Below are 13,608 nucleotides of genomic sequence, written 5' to 3'. Positions count from 1 at the left end.
CTCACGGAGACGAGGATGGTTCCTTCGGGGCGTCGAGAATCGCGAGCGCGAGGGGCTTCGCCTGGCGGTTCAGGTTGATGCCGGGCGCCGCGCGAATCCTCGGGATGGACGCATGGTCTCCGAGCAGGGCGAGGCTCAAGGAGGCCAGCGCGTTCTCATTCAGGGAGTTCGTCGTCGCGAAGAACGGCTCGTCGAGAACGCGATGCAGGGTGGGAATCACGCCCGGGTCTCCCGCGAGGGCACCCCTGACCGCGGACGCGAGCTGCTCGTAACCACTGAGTGGCTTGCCCTGCACGCGAGTCGCCGGCTCCCAGTGGGGCACCTGCTCCAGGAGGATGGCGCGAGCGCGCTCGATGAGTCTCTGCTTCTCCTCGGGCGTCATGGTGGCTCGGGAGGCTAGACGCACCCGCCTGCCTCCGCGAGGAGTTCGTCCCCGCCCGGCCTCGGCTCGTCCCCCGATTCCGCGTCTCATCCCAGCCACGCCCCACCGGACCGCGACGTCCCTAGCCTTCCGTCCACCAGGGAGGCCCATCGCCTCCCCACGGAGGACGTCATGAGGTCTGTCGTGTGTGTGGGATTGGCTGCGCTCGTCACGGCGTGCGCGGCCGGGAAGTCGGCGCGTGGACATGGAGACGCTGTCACCTCGGAGGAGGGGCGCCGGTTCACCGAGGCGGCCGTCACCGTCATCCAGGCCTACGATTTGGAGAGTCGCTTCAATGAGGCCGCGGCCCTGGGCCGGTTCGCCAGTGAGCGGGCCCGACTCCTGAAGGACCCGGGCGGAGAGGCCCGCCTCCAGGTCGAGCTGGGACGTGTCCTCTCCCGCCAGCTCCGCCATGAGCCCGGAATGGACGCGGGCGCCGTCCTCGACCTGCTGCGTCGAGCACGTCGGCTCGCGGAGGACTCGGGGGACGCTCGCGCGAGGGTGGCCGCGCTGGATGCCGAGGGCATGTTCCACTACTTCGACAAGCTCCTGTCGGGGAAGGGCGAGTGGGCGCCCATCGTCTCCCTCTTCGAGCAGGCCCGCGCCCTGGCCGAGTCCTCCGGGGACACGCGCGGGCACACCGAGGCGCTCTTCCACCTGGGCCTCACCCAACAGTTCCAGGATGACTTCGCGGGCGCGAAGGCGAGCTTCGAGCACTCCCTGGCCCTGGCCCGGTCGTCGGGAGACGCGCTGATGCAGTCCTACGGCCTGCGGCACCTCGCGGGGCTCGCGGAGGACCGGGGGGAGCTGCACCTGGCCCTGGAACAGTTCGAGGAGTCGCTGCGCCTGCGGGAGCAGGTGGGCTTTCGAACGGGCCAGATGTTCGCGCTCGTCACGGTGGCCCTGGTCCGCTCCCGGCTGGAGCCCAAGGGCACCTTGGCGCTGGAGCCCGCGCGCAAGGCGCTGGCGCTGGCCCTGGAGCTGAAGGACCCGTCGGGCGAGCGCGAGGCTCGGGCCGCCCTCGGCCGCATCCATCTGCGCCGCGAGGACGCCACCTCCGCGCTCCCCTTCCTGGAGCAGTCCCTCTCCAACGCGGAGTCCCACGAGGACTGGCTCTCGACGGTGGACCTGCTGCTGGATTCGGCGCGGGCCCACGCCCTGCGCGGCGAGCGGGCCCGAGTCGAGGAACGGCTGCGACAGGCGCGCGCGGTGGCGACGGAGCACGGGCTGACGGCGTCGCTCGCGAAGGTGGATCAGCACGAACGCGAGCTGACGCGCGCACCGTGATGCGCGAAGGCTGACGCGCCATTCGTCCGCTGTCGTTCATCTTCGCGAGGGGATGGCTCTCATCGCGTGCTCATCGGCGTACGCTGTGGGTCGTAATCCATGAAGTTGCCCTCACTGGAGGAGTTGGAATGACTCACGAGACCGTCAATTCGCAAATCACCGATGCCACGGCGCCCACGGACCTGGGTGCGACCTCTGACTCGTCGTCCTCGACGCGCAAGTCGTCCACGCGTCGTCGCCGCGTGACGAAGAAGGCCGCTGGCCGCACCGGTGCCCGTGCGAAGAAGACCACCTCGCGCCGTGCCTCCGCGAAGCGGGGCAAGACCGCCGCTCGCAAGTCGACGACGCGCAAGACGGCCAAGCGGAAGACCGCGGTCCGGGGCACGCGCAAGGGTGTTCGCAAGGCCACCACGCGCAGGACGGCCGCCGCCGGTCGCACCGCTCGCAAGAGCCCGGCCCGGAAGAAGACCGCCACCCGTGGCGTCGCGCGCAAGGGAGCCCGGAAGACCACCACCCGCCGCACGACGCGCCGCTAATCACCCGAGCGCAAGCAAGCGGGGACCCCCTCCAAGGACAGGGTCCCCGCCGCGTGCTCAGCGCTTCATGCGCAGCAGGAACAAATCACTGCGTGCGGGCGCCCTGCGGCCGGTGCCGAAGTCCGACTCCCGGTCGGAGTGACCGAAGAGCAGGGCATCGCCGTCCGGGAGCACCTCCACGAAGCGGATGTCCTCCACGCCATACAGCTCGCCTCGAGGCCGGGGCGGGTCCGACAGATACAGCCTCAACCCGAGCGACGTGCCATCCGCGCCGTAGCGCAGCGCCACGGGCTGCGCCGAGCCGAGCCCGTCCGGCCCCGACGCGCCATCCACGATGAGCGAGTAGGTGAACCCGGCGACGACGAGCCCGCCCGAGGGCTCCACGCCCAGCGCTCCCGCCAGGAGGCCATCGCCCAGGTTGCGGCTCCAGCGCTCCTTGCCCGAGGCATCCGCCGACACCAGGAACGGGCTTGCCCGGTACACGTGCCCCTGCAGCTTCGATGCACCCCACGACACCGTGCCCAGGAAGGAACCCAGCGCCACCACCGTGCCCTGGCCATCCACTCCCACGTCACTCACGGTGCCGCGGGCCTGGGCGAGCGGCCTCGCCCACACCAGGGTACCGGTCGCCTCGTACACGGCGACGAACGGGCTTCCATCCTTTGAGGACTCCGTGCTCTGCGTGCCGAACCGGGCCGTGCCCACGTAGCGCCCGCCCACCACGAGCCTGTCACTCGCGCCGCGCGCCAGGGTGGTCACCAGCACCCGCGAGTCCGAACCTTCCGCCCGGCCGATGGACAGCGCGCGCTCGGGCTTGCCGTCCAGCGAGTACGTCACCACCACCGCGCCGGAGCCCACCACGCCGCCGCCGAAGTCCGTGGCGCCCGAGGTGTTGAACGCCACCATCGGCCGCCCCTGGCCATCCAGCACCAGGTCCGCCACGGAGGTGTCTCCCCCCGGAACCGTGGCTGACCAGAGGACTTTGCCCGCCGGGTCCAACCGGACGAGGAAGGCGCCGTCACCCAACTGCTGCGGCTCGAAGTCCACCAGCCCTCGGGCATCCACCGCCACGAAGAGGCCCCCCTCGGGCGCCGGGGCGACGCGCGCATTCACGTCCGCGCGCATCGACGCGGGCAGCTCCGCCACGCGCACGGGGTAGCTCCGCGTCCAACGCACCTCACCCGTCGAGGCGCGCCGCGCGAGCGTCAGCCGCACCGTGTTGTCCGTGGGTTGACGCTCCTGCAGGTCATCCAATTCGTAGAGCGCCGCGGTGAGGAGGTCCCCATTCGCATCCATCGATGCGCCGAGCGCCAGGTCGTCCTGGGCGGTGCCCTCGCGCGCCAGCCACAGCGTGCTCCCGGGTGTCGCCGGAGGAGGAGGCGGTGGTGGCTCTACTGGCGGCGGACCGCCCGCATCCGGAGTCTCCTCGGGAGGTGGCGTCCCCGCGTCGTCTCCCTCCGAAGGTGTCTCCTGTTCGGGACAGTCCCTCCTCGAAGAGTTCGGACAATCGGAAGGCGTCTCGGCCTCCGCGTCATCACAGCCCGTCACCAGCCCCGCCCAGCCCAGCGCTGTCGCGATTGCGACAGTCCGGAACCACCGCCGCCCCTGATGCATGAAGCCTCCTCAGCCTTCCGAGGTTCTCCATGCTGGTAGGTGCCAGCAATACCGTGTGCGACGTCTGCCCGCCCGCCCGCTTCGAGCCGTGCGGGGACTCATTCGCGAGGCGCGCGCGTGCCTCGAATGAGCACCGGAAGTTCGCGGTGAGGGCGTCGCGCTTCCCACGTCGGGCCGCGCGCGCGCCCTTCAGCGCCAGAAGCCCACGGACAGGCCGACGTTGGTGTAGCGGCTCGCCAGGTCGAACGAGGCGCTGATGGACCAGTCCTCCCAGTAGCGCAGGATGAAGACCTCGAAGCCGCCGGTGAGGTGGGGGCGCGGCGGCCGGCCGTCGAAGGGCGAGGGCTCCGCGTACACGCCCGCTCGCAGCCGAATCATCCCCTGCACCGTGTCGTGCTCCACGCCCAGCCGGGGGGCGAACTCGGAGCCTGCGCCCACGCGCTCCTCTCCGGCCGTGGACGCGAAGGTGCGCAGCGGCACCGCGTTGTCCACGCCGGACAACAGGTCCACCTGCGCGCTGATGAGCCACCGTCCCGCCGGCGCATCCCGAGGCTCCTCGTCCGGCACCGGCAGCGCGTCCCCTTCGACGATGAGCTGACGCCGGGCGGCGGGAGACAGGCGGTTGTAGCGCTCCGCGCCCTCGCCCAGTCGCCAGCTCGCGCCCACGGAGAGCACCGCCGGAGACACCACCGCGCCGAACAGCGTCCGGTCCGCCAGCACCGGCGCCTGGCCCTCCTCGCGCCTCCAGTCCGCCACGACTTCCGGCCGCACCGTCACGCCCAGCCGCCAGGGGCGCCCATGCGGGCGGTACAACATGTCCACCGCCACGCCCGTGTCGCCGTAGCGCAGCTCCGTCCCGCCCGACGACAGCCGGAAGGACGCCTGCGCCGCGTAGATGCCCAGCGCGAGGATGAAGTCGTCCTGTCCGAAAGACACCGCTCCGGCCAGCACCGACTGCGTCATCGACACGCGGATGCGCTCGCTATCCCCCGCGCAGGCTTCCGTCGCGCAGTAGGTGACGGCGCTGTTGCGCAGCGCGAAGCCGATGCCGAAGCGCTTGTACTGGAGCAGCAGGCCGCCCAGCAGCTGGCGCCGGTCCTGCGACTCGTCCGGGCGCCCGTCGTTGTCCACGTCGCGCCCGCGGGAGCTGGTGAAGGGCAAATCCAACCAGGACAGGGTGACGCCCAAATCCCAGTCCTTCTCCAGCGCCGCGCCCCGGTGGGCCAGCGCCGCCAGGTTGCTGGGAAACCCCGCAGCGCCCTCGGCGATGCCCACGTAGGCGCCGCCCAGCGCCACCACGCGAGCGGAGCCCAGGAGCGCGCCGGGGTTGAAGTACAGCCGCTCCGGACGTGGCTCGGTGGGCTGCTCGTCCTGCGCCCAGGCCGCAGGCGAAAGGCCCAGCACCCCGCACGCACCGAGCGCGCGAAGCCATCCGTTCCACCGCGTCGAGCCGCCCATCCTGGAGTCCATCACGTTGTTGGAGGCACTCACCGCGAAGGGACTCACTGCTCCCGCACCACCTCGGCGAAGAGCCTGTCCGAGTCCGCCGCCAGGGCGGTGTCGCGGAAGGTGAGGCCCCCGGCGTCATGCGTGACGAGCGCCAGCGTCACCTTGCGCCAGCGGATGTCGATGTCCGGGTGGTGGTCCGCCTTCTCCGCCGCCTGGGCCACCTTCTCCACGAAGGCGATGCCCTCCAGGAAGGAGGGCGCCTCGTAGGTGCGGCGAATCATCCCGCCTTCGTGCTTCCAGTCGGGATGCTGGGTGAGGAAGGACTGGAGCGCCTCGGGAGCGAGCAGGGTGCGGTCATGGGCCATGATGACCTCCTTCATATCCGCTCCCGCGCCCGAGGGAAGCCATCCGTGGGTGGCGTCAGGGAGTGGACGTCCAGGGATAGATGCGCAGCTCGGGAATCACGTCGTGATTCACCGTCCAGGTGAAATGGTCCGAGATGCGCGTAACGGTGGTGTTCGCGCCGCCGCCAGGTACCAACACGAGCAACAGCTCACCACGCTCCGAGTCCCAGCGCGGGGTGGCGCGGGGGCCCGTGCTCGAGACGGGAGTGAGGACGGGCAGGGTGGGGCCGTAGCGCAGCTCCGGTTGGTGGAAGGAGAGGCTCGAGTCCAGGGAGAGGACGCCTTCTTCCCGGGGACCGTGCTCGGCGGTCACCGTGTAGCGGTGCAGGATGTTGCTGAACCCTTGCGTGGACGTGAGGGTCCCCCGCGTCCACAGCACGCCGTCGCCAAAGCCCTGGGGTTCGCCTTCGAGCGACGTGCAGGGCTGGCCCGTCACGGGCACATAGGTGTTCAGGGGGCCGAGCTGGAAGGGACAGGCCCACGTGCGCGGGACGAAGGTCACCCGCTCCTGTACGCGGCTCACCAGCCAGAGCGTCGCACCCGCGCGCAGCGCCAGCACCTGCGCGCTGTCCGCGCCGAAGGTCATCCCGGGCTGCTCGGCCCACTGGGACGTCGGGACGGGGAGCACGCCCACGCCCTCGCTGAAGGTGTAGCGGTACACGGTGGTGGCATCCAGCACCACGTACTCGTCCTCCGTGGCCAGCCGGGCGTGCGGGGTGTTGTCGGTCGTCGTGCTCGGCGGGAAGGGCGCGGTGCCGGTGAGGACGAGGGGACCCGTGCCCGGGTCGACGTAGCGGCGCACCTGACCTTCGAACATCGACCACACCACGTCACCGGCCACCGCCGTCGCGGGGTTGCGGCCCTGGCCAATCGACTGTTCCGGCTCGCTCGACTCCCGCCAGGCCCGGCCACCGCAGACCCAGGTGCCGCCGTGCGTGCGCGCCAGGAACGGGCAATCGGGCTTGTTGGTCATCCGCGTCACGGTGGAGCGCTGGCGACCGTCCTCCGCCACGAACACGTCGAACTGGCGCAGGCTGCCCACGGGCGAGAAGGCGACGATGAGGTGGTAGCGGCCCGGCATCGTCGGGGTGAAGTGGACGGTGGCCGTCCAGGAGGTCGGGCCCAGCTCGACGGTGGCGGGCACGGGCAGGTTGTACGGGTCCTGGGCCTCGACGGTGACGGACTCGGGTCGCTCGGCGCCCATGTCGCCGCAGGCCGAGTTCGCGCTGGCGGGGATGAGCAGGCTCGCCGGTTGGTTCACCGGAACGAGGAGCGACGGCGGCTCCACGCTGCTGCCGCCGCCCATGAGGCACTCCTCCGGGATGGGGGCGGGGCAGCCCACCCCGAGGACCAGGGCGAGCACCGCGGCGAGAAGCCGAGGTGTGCGCGCCGCCCGGCTCATGCGCGCTCCACCGCGCGCTTCCACTTGGCCAGGTGGCGCTCGCGCAGGTCGGCCTTCATCTTCGGCTTGAAGACCTTGTCCGCCTTCCACGCCCGGCGGATGGCCTCCGGACTGTCCCAGACGCCCGCGCCCAGGCCGCCGAGGAACGCCGCGCCCAGGCTGGTGGTCTCCAGATTCTTCGGGCGCACCACCGGCACGCCGAGCAGGTCGGCCTGGTACTGCATGAGCAGGTTGTTGGCCGCCGCGCCGCCGTCCGCCTTGAAGACGGGGATGTTCCGGCCGCTGTCGCGGCGCATGGCCTCCGCCAGGTCATGAATCTGCAGGGCGATGCCCTCCAGCACCGCGCGCGCCATGTGGGCCACCGTGGTGGAGCGGTCCATGCCGGCGAACAGGCCGCGTGCCTCGGGGCGCCAGTGCGGCGCGCCCAGGCCGGCGAGCGCGGGGACGAAGACGACGTCGCCGGAGTCCTTCACGCTGGCGGCGAGCGCCTCGATATCCGGCGCGCGCTTGATGACCTTGAGGCCGTCTCGCATCCACTGCACCGCGGCGCCCGCGATGAAGCTGCTGCCCTCCAGCGCGTACGTGGTGGAGCCGGTGCCGCTCAGGCGCCACGCCACGGTGGTGAGCAGGCCCGCCGACGAGCGCACCGGCTCCGTGCCGGTGTTCATCAACAGGAACGCGCCGGTGCCGTAGGTGCACTTGGACTCGCCGGGCTCGAAGCACGCCTGACCGAAGAGGGCGGCCTGCTGGTCCCCCGCCATGCCCGCCACGGGGATGCCGTCTGGCAGGCTGCGCATGCCGCGCGTGGTGCCGTAGACCTCCGCCGAGCCGCGAATCTGGGGCAGGCACGCGGCGGGGACCTTCAGGAGCGCGCGCATCTCGTCGCTCCACTGCAAGGTCTTCAGGTCCATCAGCATGGTGCGGCTGGCATTGGACACGTCGGTGACGTGGGTGGTGCCGCCGGTGAGCTTGTAGACGAGCCACGTGTCGATGGTGCCGAAGCACACGTCGCCTCGCTCCGCCTTCGCGCGAGCGCCCTTGAGGTGCTCGAAGAGCCAGGTGAGCTTGGTGCCGGAGAAGTACGGGTCGACGACGAGGCCCGTCGTCTCGCGCACGCGCGGCTCCACGCCGCGCTCCTTGAGGTGGCGACACATCTCCGAGGTGCGCCGGTCCTGCCAGACGATGGCGCGGTGCAGGGGCTTGCCGGTGTCGCGAGCCCACAGGCCCGTCGTCTCGCGCTGGTTGGTGATGCCCACCGCGGAGATGTCCCGGCCCACCAGCCCCGCGTGCTTCAGCGCGCGGCCGATGCACCACTCGCTGGTGGCCCAGATTTCATCCAAGTCATGCTCCACCCAGGATGGCTTGGGGAAGTGCTGGGTGAACTCCTTGTAGGAGCGACCCACCACCTTGAGCTTCGAGTCGAGGATGGAGACGTGGGTGCCAGTGGTGCCCTGGTCCAGGGCCAGGACGTACTTCGCCTTCGGCATGGGGTGAGTCCTCCCAAAGATTGACGGCGTTGGGAGGACCCTACTCCACGTCAACGGCCGGTGTAGATGCCGATGGCGCCCGGACGGGTGATGGTGTTGGCGCCATCACGTGTGGCCGAGAAGGCCACCAGCACCACGCGCGAGTCGCCCGTGCCCACCACCTGGATGTCCCAGATGGGCTGGCTGGCCAATCCGCCCAGCGCTTTGTTGTGGGTGACGAAGGTGCCCTCGGTGTGAAGGCGCATCAGGCCCCGACCCCAGCGGTGGCCAATCCACAGGCTGCCGTCGCGCGAGTCCCGCTCCAGCGAGGACACGAAGCGCTCCGCCTCTCCCGTCAGCTCATGGTCCACCACCTGCCCCGTGTCGTTCAGCTTGGCCAGGCCCCAGGCGAAGCTGGACACCCAGACGGTGCCGTCCGGCATCAGGGCGACATCGCTCACCAGGTCGTCCTTGCGCTGCGCGGACGTGGGAGGAATGGGCTCGGCCACGGCGTCGGGCCAGATGTCGATGCGGTTGGCGGCGTTCTTCTTGTCCTCGGACTGCTTGCGCGCGGCCTCGAAGTTCCAGGGTGCGCCGGTGCCCGCGTGGCCCACGGCGTTGGTCATGATGCGGAAGCGCGAGCTGCGGATGGCGGTGCCCATCCACACGTCGCCGTCCGGACGCACCGCCACGCCCCACACGTCTCCGGCGAGCCGGCTGTCCTCGTCCGTTTCGTCCGTGCCGTGCATCTGGATTGCGGGGTGGACGTGCTCCATGACGCCGAACTTGCAGCGCTGGCGCAGCTCGCGGTCCACCTCGTTGCCCTGGGAGTCGTGAGTCACATAGGCCCACGTGTTGACGGCGCGGACCTCGGCGTTGGCGCAGGCCTCTCCGCCCTGGTAGTTCGCCTCGCCCCACGCGAGGCCGTGGTTGGCGGCGAACCACAGGCCCTGGGTGGCCTTGTCCCAGACGATGCGGTTCACCGTGCAGAGCTTCTCGCGGTGGCCGTAGCCGGGCACCGAGTGCGCGGGCGAGTGGATGTCATAGTGGACGACGGCCAGGGTGCCATCGACCTTCAGCTCCACGCGGTCCGCGTCGCCGCTCTTGTAGATGGCGGGGTCCTCGGGCTGGCCGGGGGGCTTGTAGAACTCGTTCTCGCAGTGGGGGCGACCCTGGTAGCCGACGAAGACGGTGCCTGGAGGGCCGCCCGTCACCGCCGTCACCTTGAGGTAGCGGTTCTCCGGCAGCGGGTCCTTGCCCTTCCACGCGGCCCAGGGATGCAGGCCGTCCGCCATGGTGAAGCACTGGAAGGTGTTGGCGCCGGGGCGCAGCAGACAGAGGCCGTCCTCGCCGCCCGCGACCCAGATGTTGCCGCCCTCGTCCTGCGTGACGCCGAGCACCTCGCGAGGTCCGCCCTGCGCGGAGCCGAGGAAGCGCCAGCCGCTCGCATCCGGAGGCAGGGGAGGGCCGCTGGCTGGACCGGCATCCGGTGTGCCCGCGTCCTCGGGGAGGCCCGCGTCGGGAGGCTCACCCGCATCGGGGACTCCAGCGTCTTCTTCCTCGACGGGCGGTGGGCCCGAATCGGGAAGCTCCTCCTGGTCCTCGATGGGCGGAGCTTGTGTCTCCGCGCTCTCCTTGCAGCCGGCGAGCAATAGCGCGCCCAGCAATCCCAGCCACCATCGACCTCGTCCATGCCCGCACATGTCTGCTCCGCCTCCGACGTCCTTGGGCGGACGTCCCTCGAGCGCCGGTGGCTCAAAGGCAAGTCAGGTGCCAGCCGCGCGGGGGCTGGAAAGGGCCGCGTCACGGACATGACAGGGTGACGCGAGGGGCGTGAGGAACCCGCGTGCTTCCCACGAGTGGAAGCGCGAAGCCTGGCCCCCGAGGTGGGGAGCCACGTCACGTGGTGAGCAGCGCGGCGCGAACGGAATCCGTCACGACAGTGCACTCGGCGATGCGGGCGTGCCGCTCCTCGTGGCCCGCGTGCCGGGACGGTTGGCGGATTCAAGCAAATCGATGGCCGATGCGCGCAAGCGCGCCAGATGGGACGCGAGCATCTTTCGCCTCGCTCGCTGGGGCCTCGTGTGGAGGTTCCGGCCTTCTCACACGAGGACGACGACCATGGGCTTCACGATGAACGCGAAGGTGTTGATGCTGGGCGCGCTGTGTCTGCTGGGGTGCGCGGGGACCAAGGTGAACCTGGGTGACTCGGAGGTCCAGCACTACACGAGTGACGCGAACGGGTTCGACACGCACTCGTTCTTCTACGACACGGGCGCGGAGGTGGTGGTGTTCGACGCGCAGTTCACCGAGGCGGAGGCGAATCGGGTGCTGGAGCACATCCGCTCGCGGACGGACCACCCCATCCGCTACGTGGTCCTCACGCATCCGAACCCGGACAAGTTCAACGGCGCGGCGGTGTTCCAGCGCGTGGGCGCGAAGGTGGTGGCGAGCGAGGCCACCGCCGCGGCGATTCCCGCCGTGCACGCGTACAAGAAGTACTTCTGGGTGAACATCGCGAAGGCCTTCACCGAGGAGACCTATCCGGCACAGGCCTCGGTGGACGTCACGTTCCGGGGGACGTACTCGCTGCCGCTGGAGGGGGGCGCGAAGGTGGAGCTGACGGAGCTGAAGCACGCGGGAGTCACGGTGACGCAGACGGTGGCGTACGTGCCGGGGCGCGAGGCGCTCATCGTCGGAGACCTGGTGCACCACGGCGCGCATGCGTGGCTGGAGGGCGGGGTGCGTGACGGCAAGGTGGTGCCGGACGTCGAGGCGTGGAAGGCGGCGCTGGAGGAGCTGTCCGCGTGGCCGCGCGCCACGGTGTATGGAGGCCGGGGGACGTCAGCGCCGGTGGCGGAGGCGATTGCCGCGCAGCAGCGCTACCTGGATGGAATGGTGACGGTGGTGACGACGTACGCGGCGGAGCTGGGCGGGCGCAAGGCGGAGCTGTGCGGTGACGCGGCGGCGCCGCACCACGCGGAGCTGGAGAAGCGCGCGGCGGCGGCCTTCCCGGAGTACGCGCTGCCGTACATGGTGCGCTACGGCGTGTACGGGCTCGTCCACCGCGTCGCTTGCGGCGGGTGAGGGCTCACTCAAGGTGGGAGGCGCGCGGTCCTGGCATCAGGCAGAAGCGCACCATGGTGCACTCGATTTGATGCAGTCCCACCGCGAGTGCACGTGCGGTGGCCCGGGGGTTGGAGACGGTGAAGGCTCTCCGGACCCTGCCTTCCTCGAAGATGGCCTCCAGCAGCGCGAGCTCGCGAGCCCGGGGGCCGGCGAGGCACGGCTCGACGAGGGGAAGGATGTCGCGAAGCGCCGCGGTTGTGATGCGCAGCTCCCGGACCATCCGCTCCACCATCCCCTGGCGGATTTCGATGAACGTCTGCAACCGCACCTCGGGAGTCCGCGCGTCCCAGACCGCGGCCTCGAGTTCGGAGAGGGCCACCGTCCAGACCTGGTCCACCACCGCGTGGAACAGGTCCTTCTTGGTCTTGAAATAGGAGTGGAGCATCCCCGGTGACAGGCTCGCGCTTCGAGCAATGTCTTGCATGGAGGTCTGTGTGAAGCCCCTCCGGGAAAAGGCCTCGCGCGCCGCCGTGAGAATGGCGGCGCGCTGCCTGGGAATCATCGAAACGACGGTCATCATGTGAGCACGCGCTCCGAAGGCCGTTAGAAACCGAAGCCCACCGCCACCGAGGTCACCAGGTCTCCCGACAGCGGGTCCCGGGCCAGTTCGACGCCGACGGCCGGAATCGCCACCTCGCGGACGTAGGCGCGGACGCCCACGCCGGGAGAGACGTACTTGAGCAGCGAGTTGCGCCACTCCACCCGGCCCACATCCACGAAGGCATGCGCGGTGAGGGTCAACATGCTGGGGCTCCAGAGCGGCACCTGATATTCCAACGTCGCCGAGCTGGCCATCTCCGCCCACAGTGTCCCGGCGGCGAAGCCCCGGCTCCCCGTGCGGCCTCCCAGGAGCTGCGCATCCAGGAACGCATCTCCTCGTGTCTGCCCGTGCTGGGCCGTCAACGTCAGCGCATGGTTTCCAAAGACAGGCAGCGTGTAGCTCGCGAAGAGCGACACCTGACGCAGCTCGCGAGAGGAGCCCATGACGCCCAGGCCCTCGCGGTAGAGCGCCCGGGCCACCAGTCCCTCGTTGAAATAGAAGTGGAAGTCCTGGCCCAGGTACTCGGCCGAGACGCTCACCCCGTGCACCTCTCCGCGCTGGGGCGTCTCGGGGCCCTCCGGCAAGGCCAATGGCTTGTTGATGAGGGAGAACCAGCCCGCGCCGACATTCAGCTCGGGAGTCACCTGGTAGCCGAGCGTCCCCGCGATGTCGAAGCGCCGGTCCGTGTACGTGTCCATGATGACGTCCCGGACGTGGCGCTCCCGGTCCGTCTTGGAGAACTGGAACGAGAGGAGGCTCGTCCACTGGCTGCCTCCGATGCTCGGGTCCCGGTACATGGAGAACAGGGTGCCTCCCCGGTTGCCCCACATGCCTCCGCCCACCAGCGTCTTGCGCAGCCCGAACAGGTTGCTCTCGACGGCGAAGACACCCGCCTGCCACTGTCCCTTGCCCGAGGAGAAGACGGGGATGGGCAGCAGCGTCCAGCGCTCCTCCACCGTGACTTGGAGTCCGACGCCTTGGCCCTCGGGACGTGTCAGCACCTCCACGCTCTTGAAGCGCTGGAGGTTGAGGAGCCTGCGCTTCAGCTCGTCGGCGTCCCCGGTGGTGAGCACATCCCCCGGAGCCATGCGCATGGCCCGGAGGATGACGGACTCCTGTGTGCGGGTGTTGCCCTGGATGTCGATGCGCTCGATGCGCCCGACCAGCGTCGCGGGCGTGGGTGCCGCGCCTTCGACCGATACTTCTCCAGCGAGTGGCGCGGAGCTGGGACTCGGCGGGGCGGGCACGTCCTGAGCCCGACTCACGAATGGGAGGCCGACGGCATGCAGCACGACGAGGAGCCGGGCGTGATGCAGAGACGCGTTCAGCGTGGATGCGTTCTTCATGGCGTTCGTCGAG

General features: G+C 70.2%; 12 protein-coding genes. 3 read left to right on the top strand and 9 right to left on the bottom strand.

Features of this window, described 5'->3' with window-relative positions; all coding sequences use genetic code 11:
• Position 1: 1 nt before the first annotated feature.
• On the bottom strand, positions 2 to 382 hold the full coding sequence (locus G4D83_RS08570; RefSeq protein ID WP_163864183.1) for a hypothetical protein: 381 nt from the start codon (positions 380 to 382) through the stop codon (positions 2 to 4).
• Positions 383 to 553: 171 nt separating this feature from the next.
• Here G4D83_RS08570 and G4D83_RS08565 point away from each other — a divergent pair, with 171 nt between their 5' ends.
• Positions 554 to 1,708 (top strand): tetratricopeptide repeat protein, encoded by a 1,155-nt coding sequence (locus G4D83_RS08565; protein WP_163864182.1) that lies wholly within the window; start codon positions 554 to 556, stop codon positions 1,706 to 1,708.
• A gap of 128 nt (positions 1,709 to 1,836) precedes the next feature.
• Positions 1,837 to 2,244, top strand: coding sequence for a cell envelope biogenesis protein TolA (locus tag G4D83_RS08560; RefSeq protein ID WP_163864181.1), 408 nt, complete (start codon positions 1,837 to 1,839; stop codon positions 2,242 to 2,244).
• A gap of 57 nt (positions 2,245 to 2,301) precedes the next feature.
• Here G4D83_RS08560 and G4D83_RS08555 read toward each other — a convergent pair whose 3' ends face one another.
• The 6 genes from G4D83_RS08555 to G4D83_RS08530 form a co-directional block, all read right to left on the bottom strand.
• Entirely contained in the window at positions 2,302 to 3,858 is a 1,557-nt protein-coding gene (locus G4D83_RS08555) for a hypothetical protein (protein WP_163864180.1), read from the bottom strand.
• A 189-nt stretch (positions 3,859 to 4,047) separates the two neighbouring features.
• Positions 4,048 to 5,316 carry a hypothetical protein gene (locus tag G4D83_RS08550; protein ID WP_176435864.1) on the bottom strand — a complete coding sequence of 423 codons (1,269 nt, stop codon included), beginning with the start codon at positions 5,314 to 5,316 and terminating at the stop codon, positions 4,048 to 4,050.
• Between the two features lie 44 nt (positions 5,317 to 5,360).
• Positions 5,361 to 5,672: a 4a-hydroxytetrahydrobiopterin dehydratase gene (locus G4D83_RS08545; protein WP_163864366.1), complete on the bottom strand. Its 312-nt coding sequence runs from the start codon at positions 5,670 to 5,672 to the stop codon at positions 5,361 to 5,363.
• 55 nt (positions 5,673 to 5,727) lie between these two features.
• A complete protein-coding gene (locus G4D83_RS08540) occupies positions 5,728 to 7,113 on the bottom strand; it encodes a hypothetical protein (RefSeq protein WP_163864179.1) in 1,386 nt (461 codons plus the stop codon).
• Entirely contained in the window at positions 7,110 to 8,600 is a 1,491-nt protein-coding gene (glpK, locus tag G4D83_RS08535; protein WP_163864178.1) for a glycerol kinase GlpK, read from the bottom strand. Before glpK ends, G4D83_RS08540 begins: the two co-directional genes overlap by 4 nt.
• Before the next feature lie 50 nt (positions 8,601 to 8,650).
• Entirely contained in the window at positions 8,651 to 10,282 is a 1,632-nt protein-coding gene (locus G4D83_RS08530; RefSeq protein ID WP_163864177.1) for a ligand-binding sensor domain-containing protein, read from the bottom strand.
• 418 nt (positions 10,283 to 10,700) lie between these two features.
• Here G4D83_RS08530 and G4D83_RS08525 point away from each other — a divergent pair, with 418 nt between their 5' ends.
• Positions 10,701 to 11,666 carry an MBL fold metallo-hydrolase gene (locus G4D83_RS08525; protein WP_163864176.1) on the top strand — a complete coding sequence of 322 codons (966 nt, stop codon included), beginning with the start codon at positions 10,701 to 10,703 and terminating at the stop codon, positions 11,664 to 11,666.
• 4 nt (positions 11,667 to 11,670) lie between these two features.
• Here the strand turns inward: G4D83_RS08525 and G4D83_RS08520 are convergent, their stop codons facing one another.
• Together G4D83_RS08520 and G4D83_RS08515 are read right to left on the bottom strand one after the other, a co-directional pair.
• The gene (locus G4D83_RS08520) at positions 11,671 to 12,228 is read right to left on the bottom strand and encodes a TetR/AcrR family transcriptional regulator (RefSeq protein ID WP_163864175.1); all 558 of its coding nucleotides are present in this window, start codon (positions 12,226 to 12,228) and stop codon (positions 11,671 to 11,673) included.
• A 23-nt stretch (positions 12,229 to 12,251) separates the two neighbouring features.
• Complete coding sequence (locus G4D83_RS08515) at positions 12,252 to 13,595, bottom strand: POTRA domain-containing protein (protein WP_163864174.1); 1,344 nt, start codon at positions 13,593 to 13,595, stop codon at positions 12,252 to 12,254.
• Positions 13,596 to 13,608 lie beyond the last annotated feature (13 nt).

Source organism: Myxococcus eversor (assembly GCF_010894455.1).
Lineage (GTDB): Bacteria > Myxococcota > Myxococcia > Myxococcales > Myxococcaceae > Myxococcus > Myxococcus eversor.
This window is presented reverse-complemented; position numbering and strand designations above follow the sequence as displayed.

Excerpts from the sequence above, each read along its gene's own strand:
- G4D83_RS08570 (WP_163864183.1), bottom strand. The coding sequence starts at position 382 with ATGACGCCCGAGGAGAAGCAGAGACTCATCGAGCGCGCTCGCGCCATC.
- G4D83_RS08565 (WP_163864182.1), top strand. The coding sequence starts at position 554 with ATGAGGTCTGTCGTGTGTGTGGGATTGGCTGCGCTCGTCACGGCGTGC.
- G4D83_RS08560 (WP_163864181.1), top strand. The coding sequence starts at position 1,837 with ATGACTCACGAGACCGTCAATTCGCAAATCACCGATGCCACGGCGCCC.
- G4D83_RS08555 (WP_163864180.1), bottom strand. The coding sequence starts at position 3,858 with ATGCATCAGGGGCGGCGGTGGTTCCGGACTGTCGCAATCGCGACAGCG.
- G4D83_RS08550 (WP_176435864.1), bottom strand. The coding sequence starts at position 5,316 with ATGGGCGGCTCGACGCGGTGGAACGGATGGCTTCGCGCGCTCGGTGCG.
- G4D83_RS08545 (WP_163864366.1), bottom strand. The coding sequence starts at position 5,672 with ATGGCCCATGACCGCACCCTGCTCGCTCCCGAGGCGCTCCAGTCCTTC.
- G4D83_RS08540 (WP_163864179.1), bottom strand. The coding sequence starts at position 7,113 with ATGAGCCGGGCGGCGCGCACACCTCGGCTTCTCGCCGCGGTGCTCGCC.
- glpK (WP_163864178.1), bottom strand. The coding sequence starts at position 8,600 with ATGCCGAAGGCGAAGTACGTCCTGGCCCTGGACCAGGGCACCACTGGC.
- G4D83_RS08530 (WP_163864177.1), bottom strand. The coding sequence starts at position 10,282 with ATGTGCGGGCATGGACGAGGTCGATGGTGGCTGGGATTGCTGGGCGCG.
- G4D83_RS08525 (WP_163864176.1), top strand. The coding sequence starts at position 10,701 with ATGGGCTTCACGATGAACGCGAAGGTGTTGATGCTGGGCGCGCTGTGT.
- G4D83_RS08520 (WP_163864175.1), bottom strand. The coding sequence starts at position 12,228 with ATGATGACCGTCGTTTCGATGATTCCCAGGCAGCGCGCCGCCATTCTC.
- G4D83_RS08515 (WP_163864174.1), bottom strand. The coding sequence starts at position 13,595 with ATGAAGAACGCATCCACGCTGAACGCGTCTCTGCATCACGCCCGGCTC.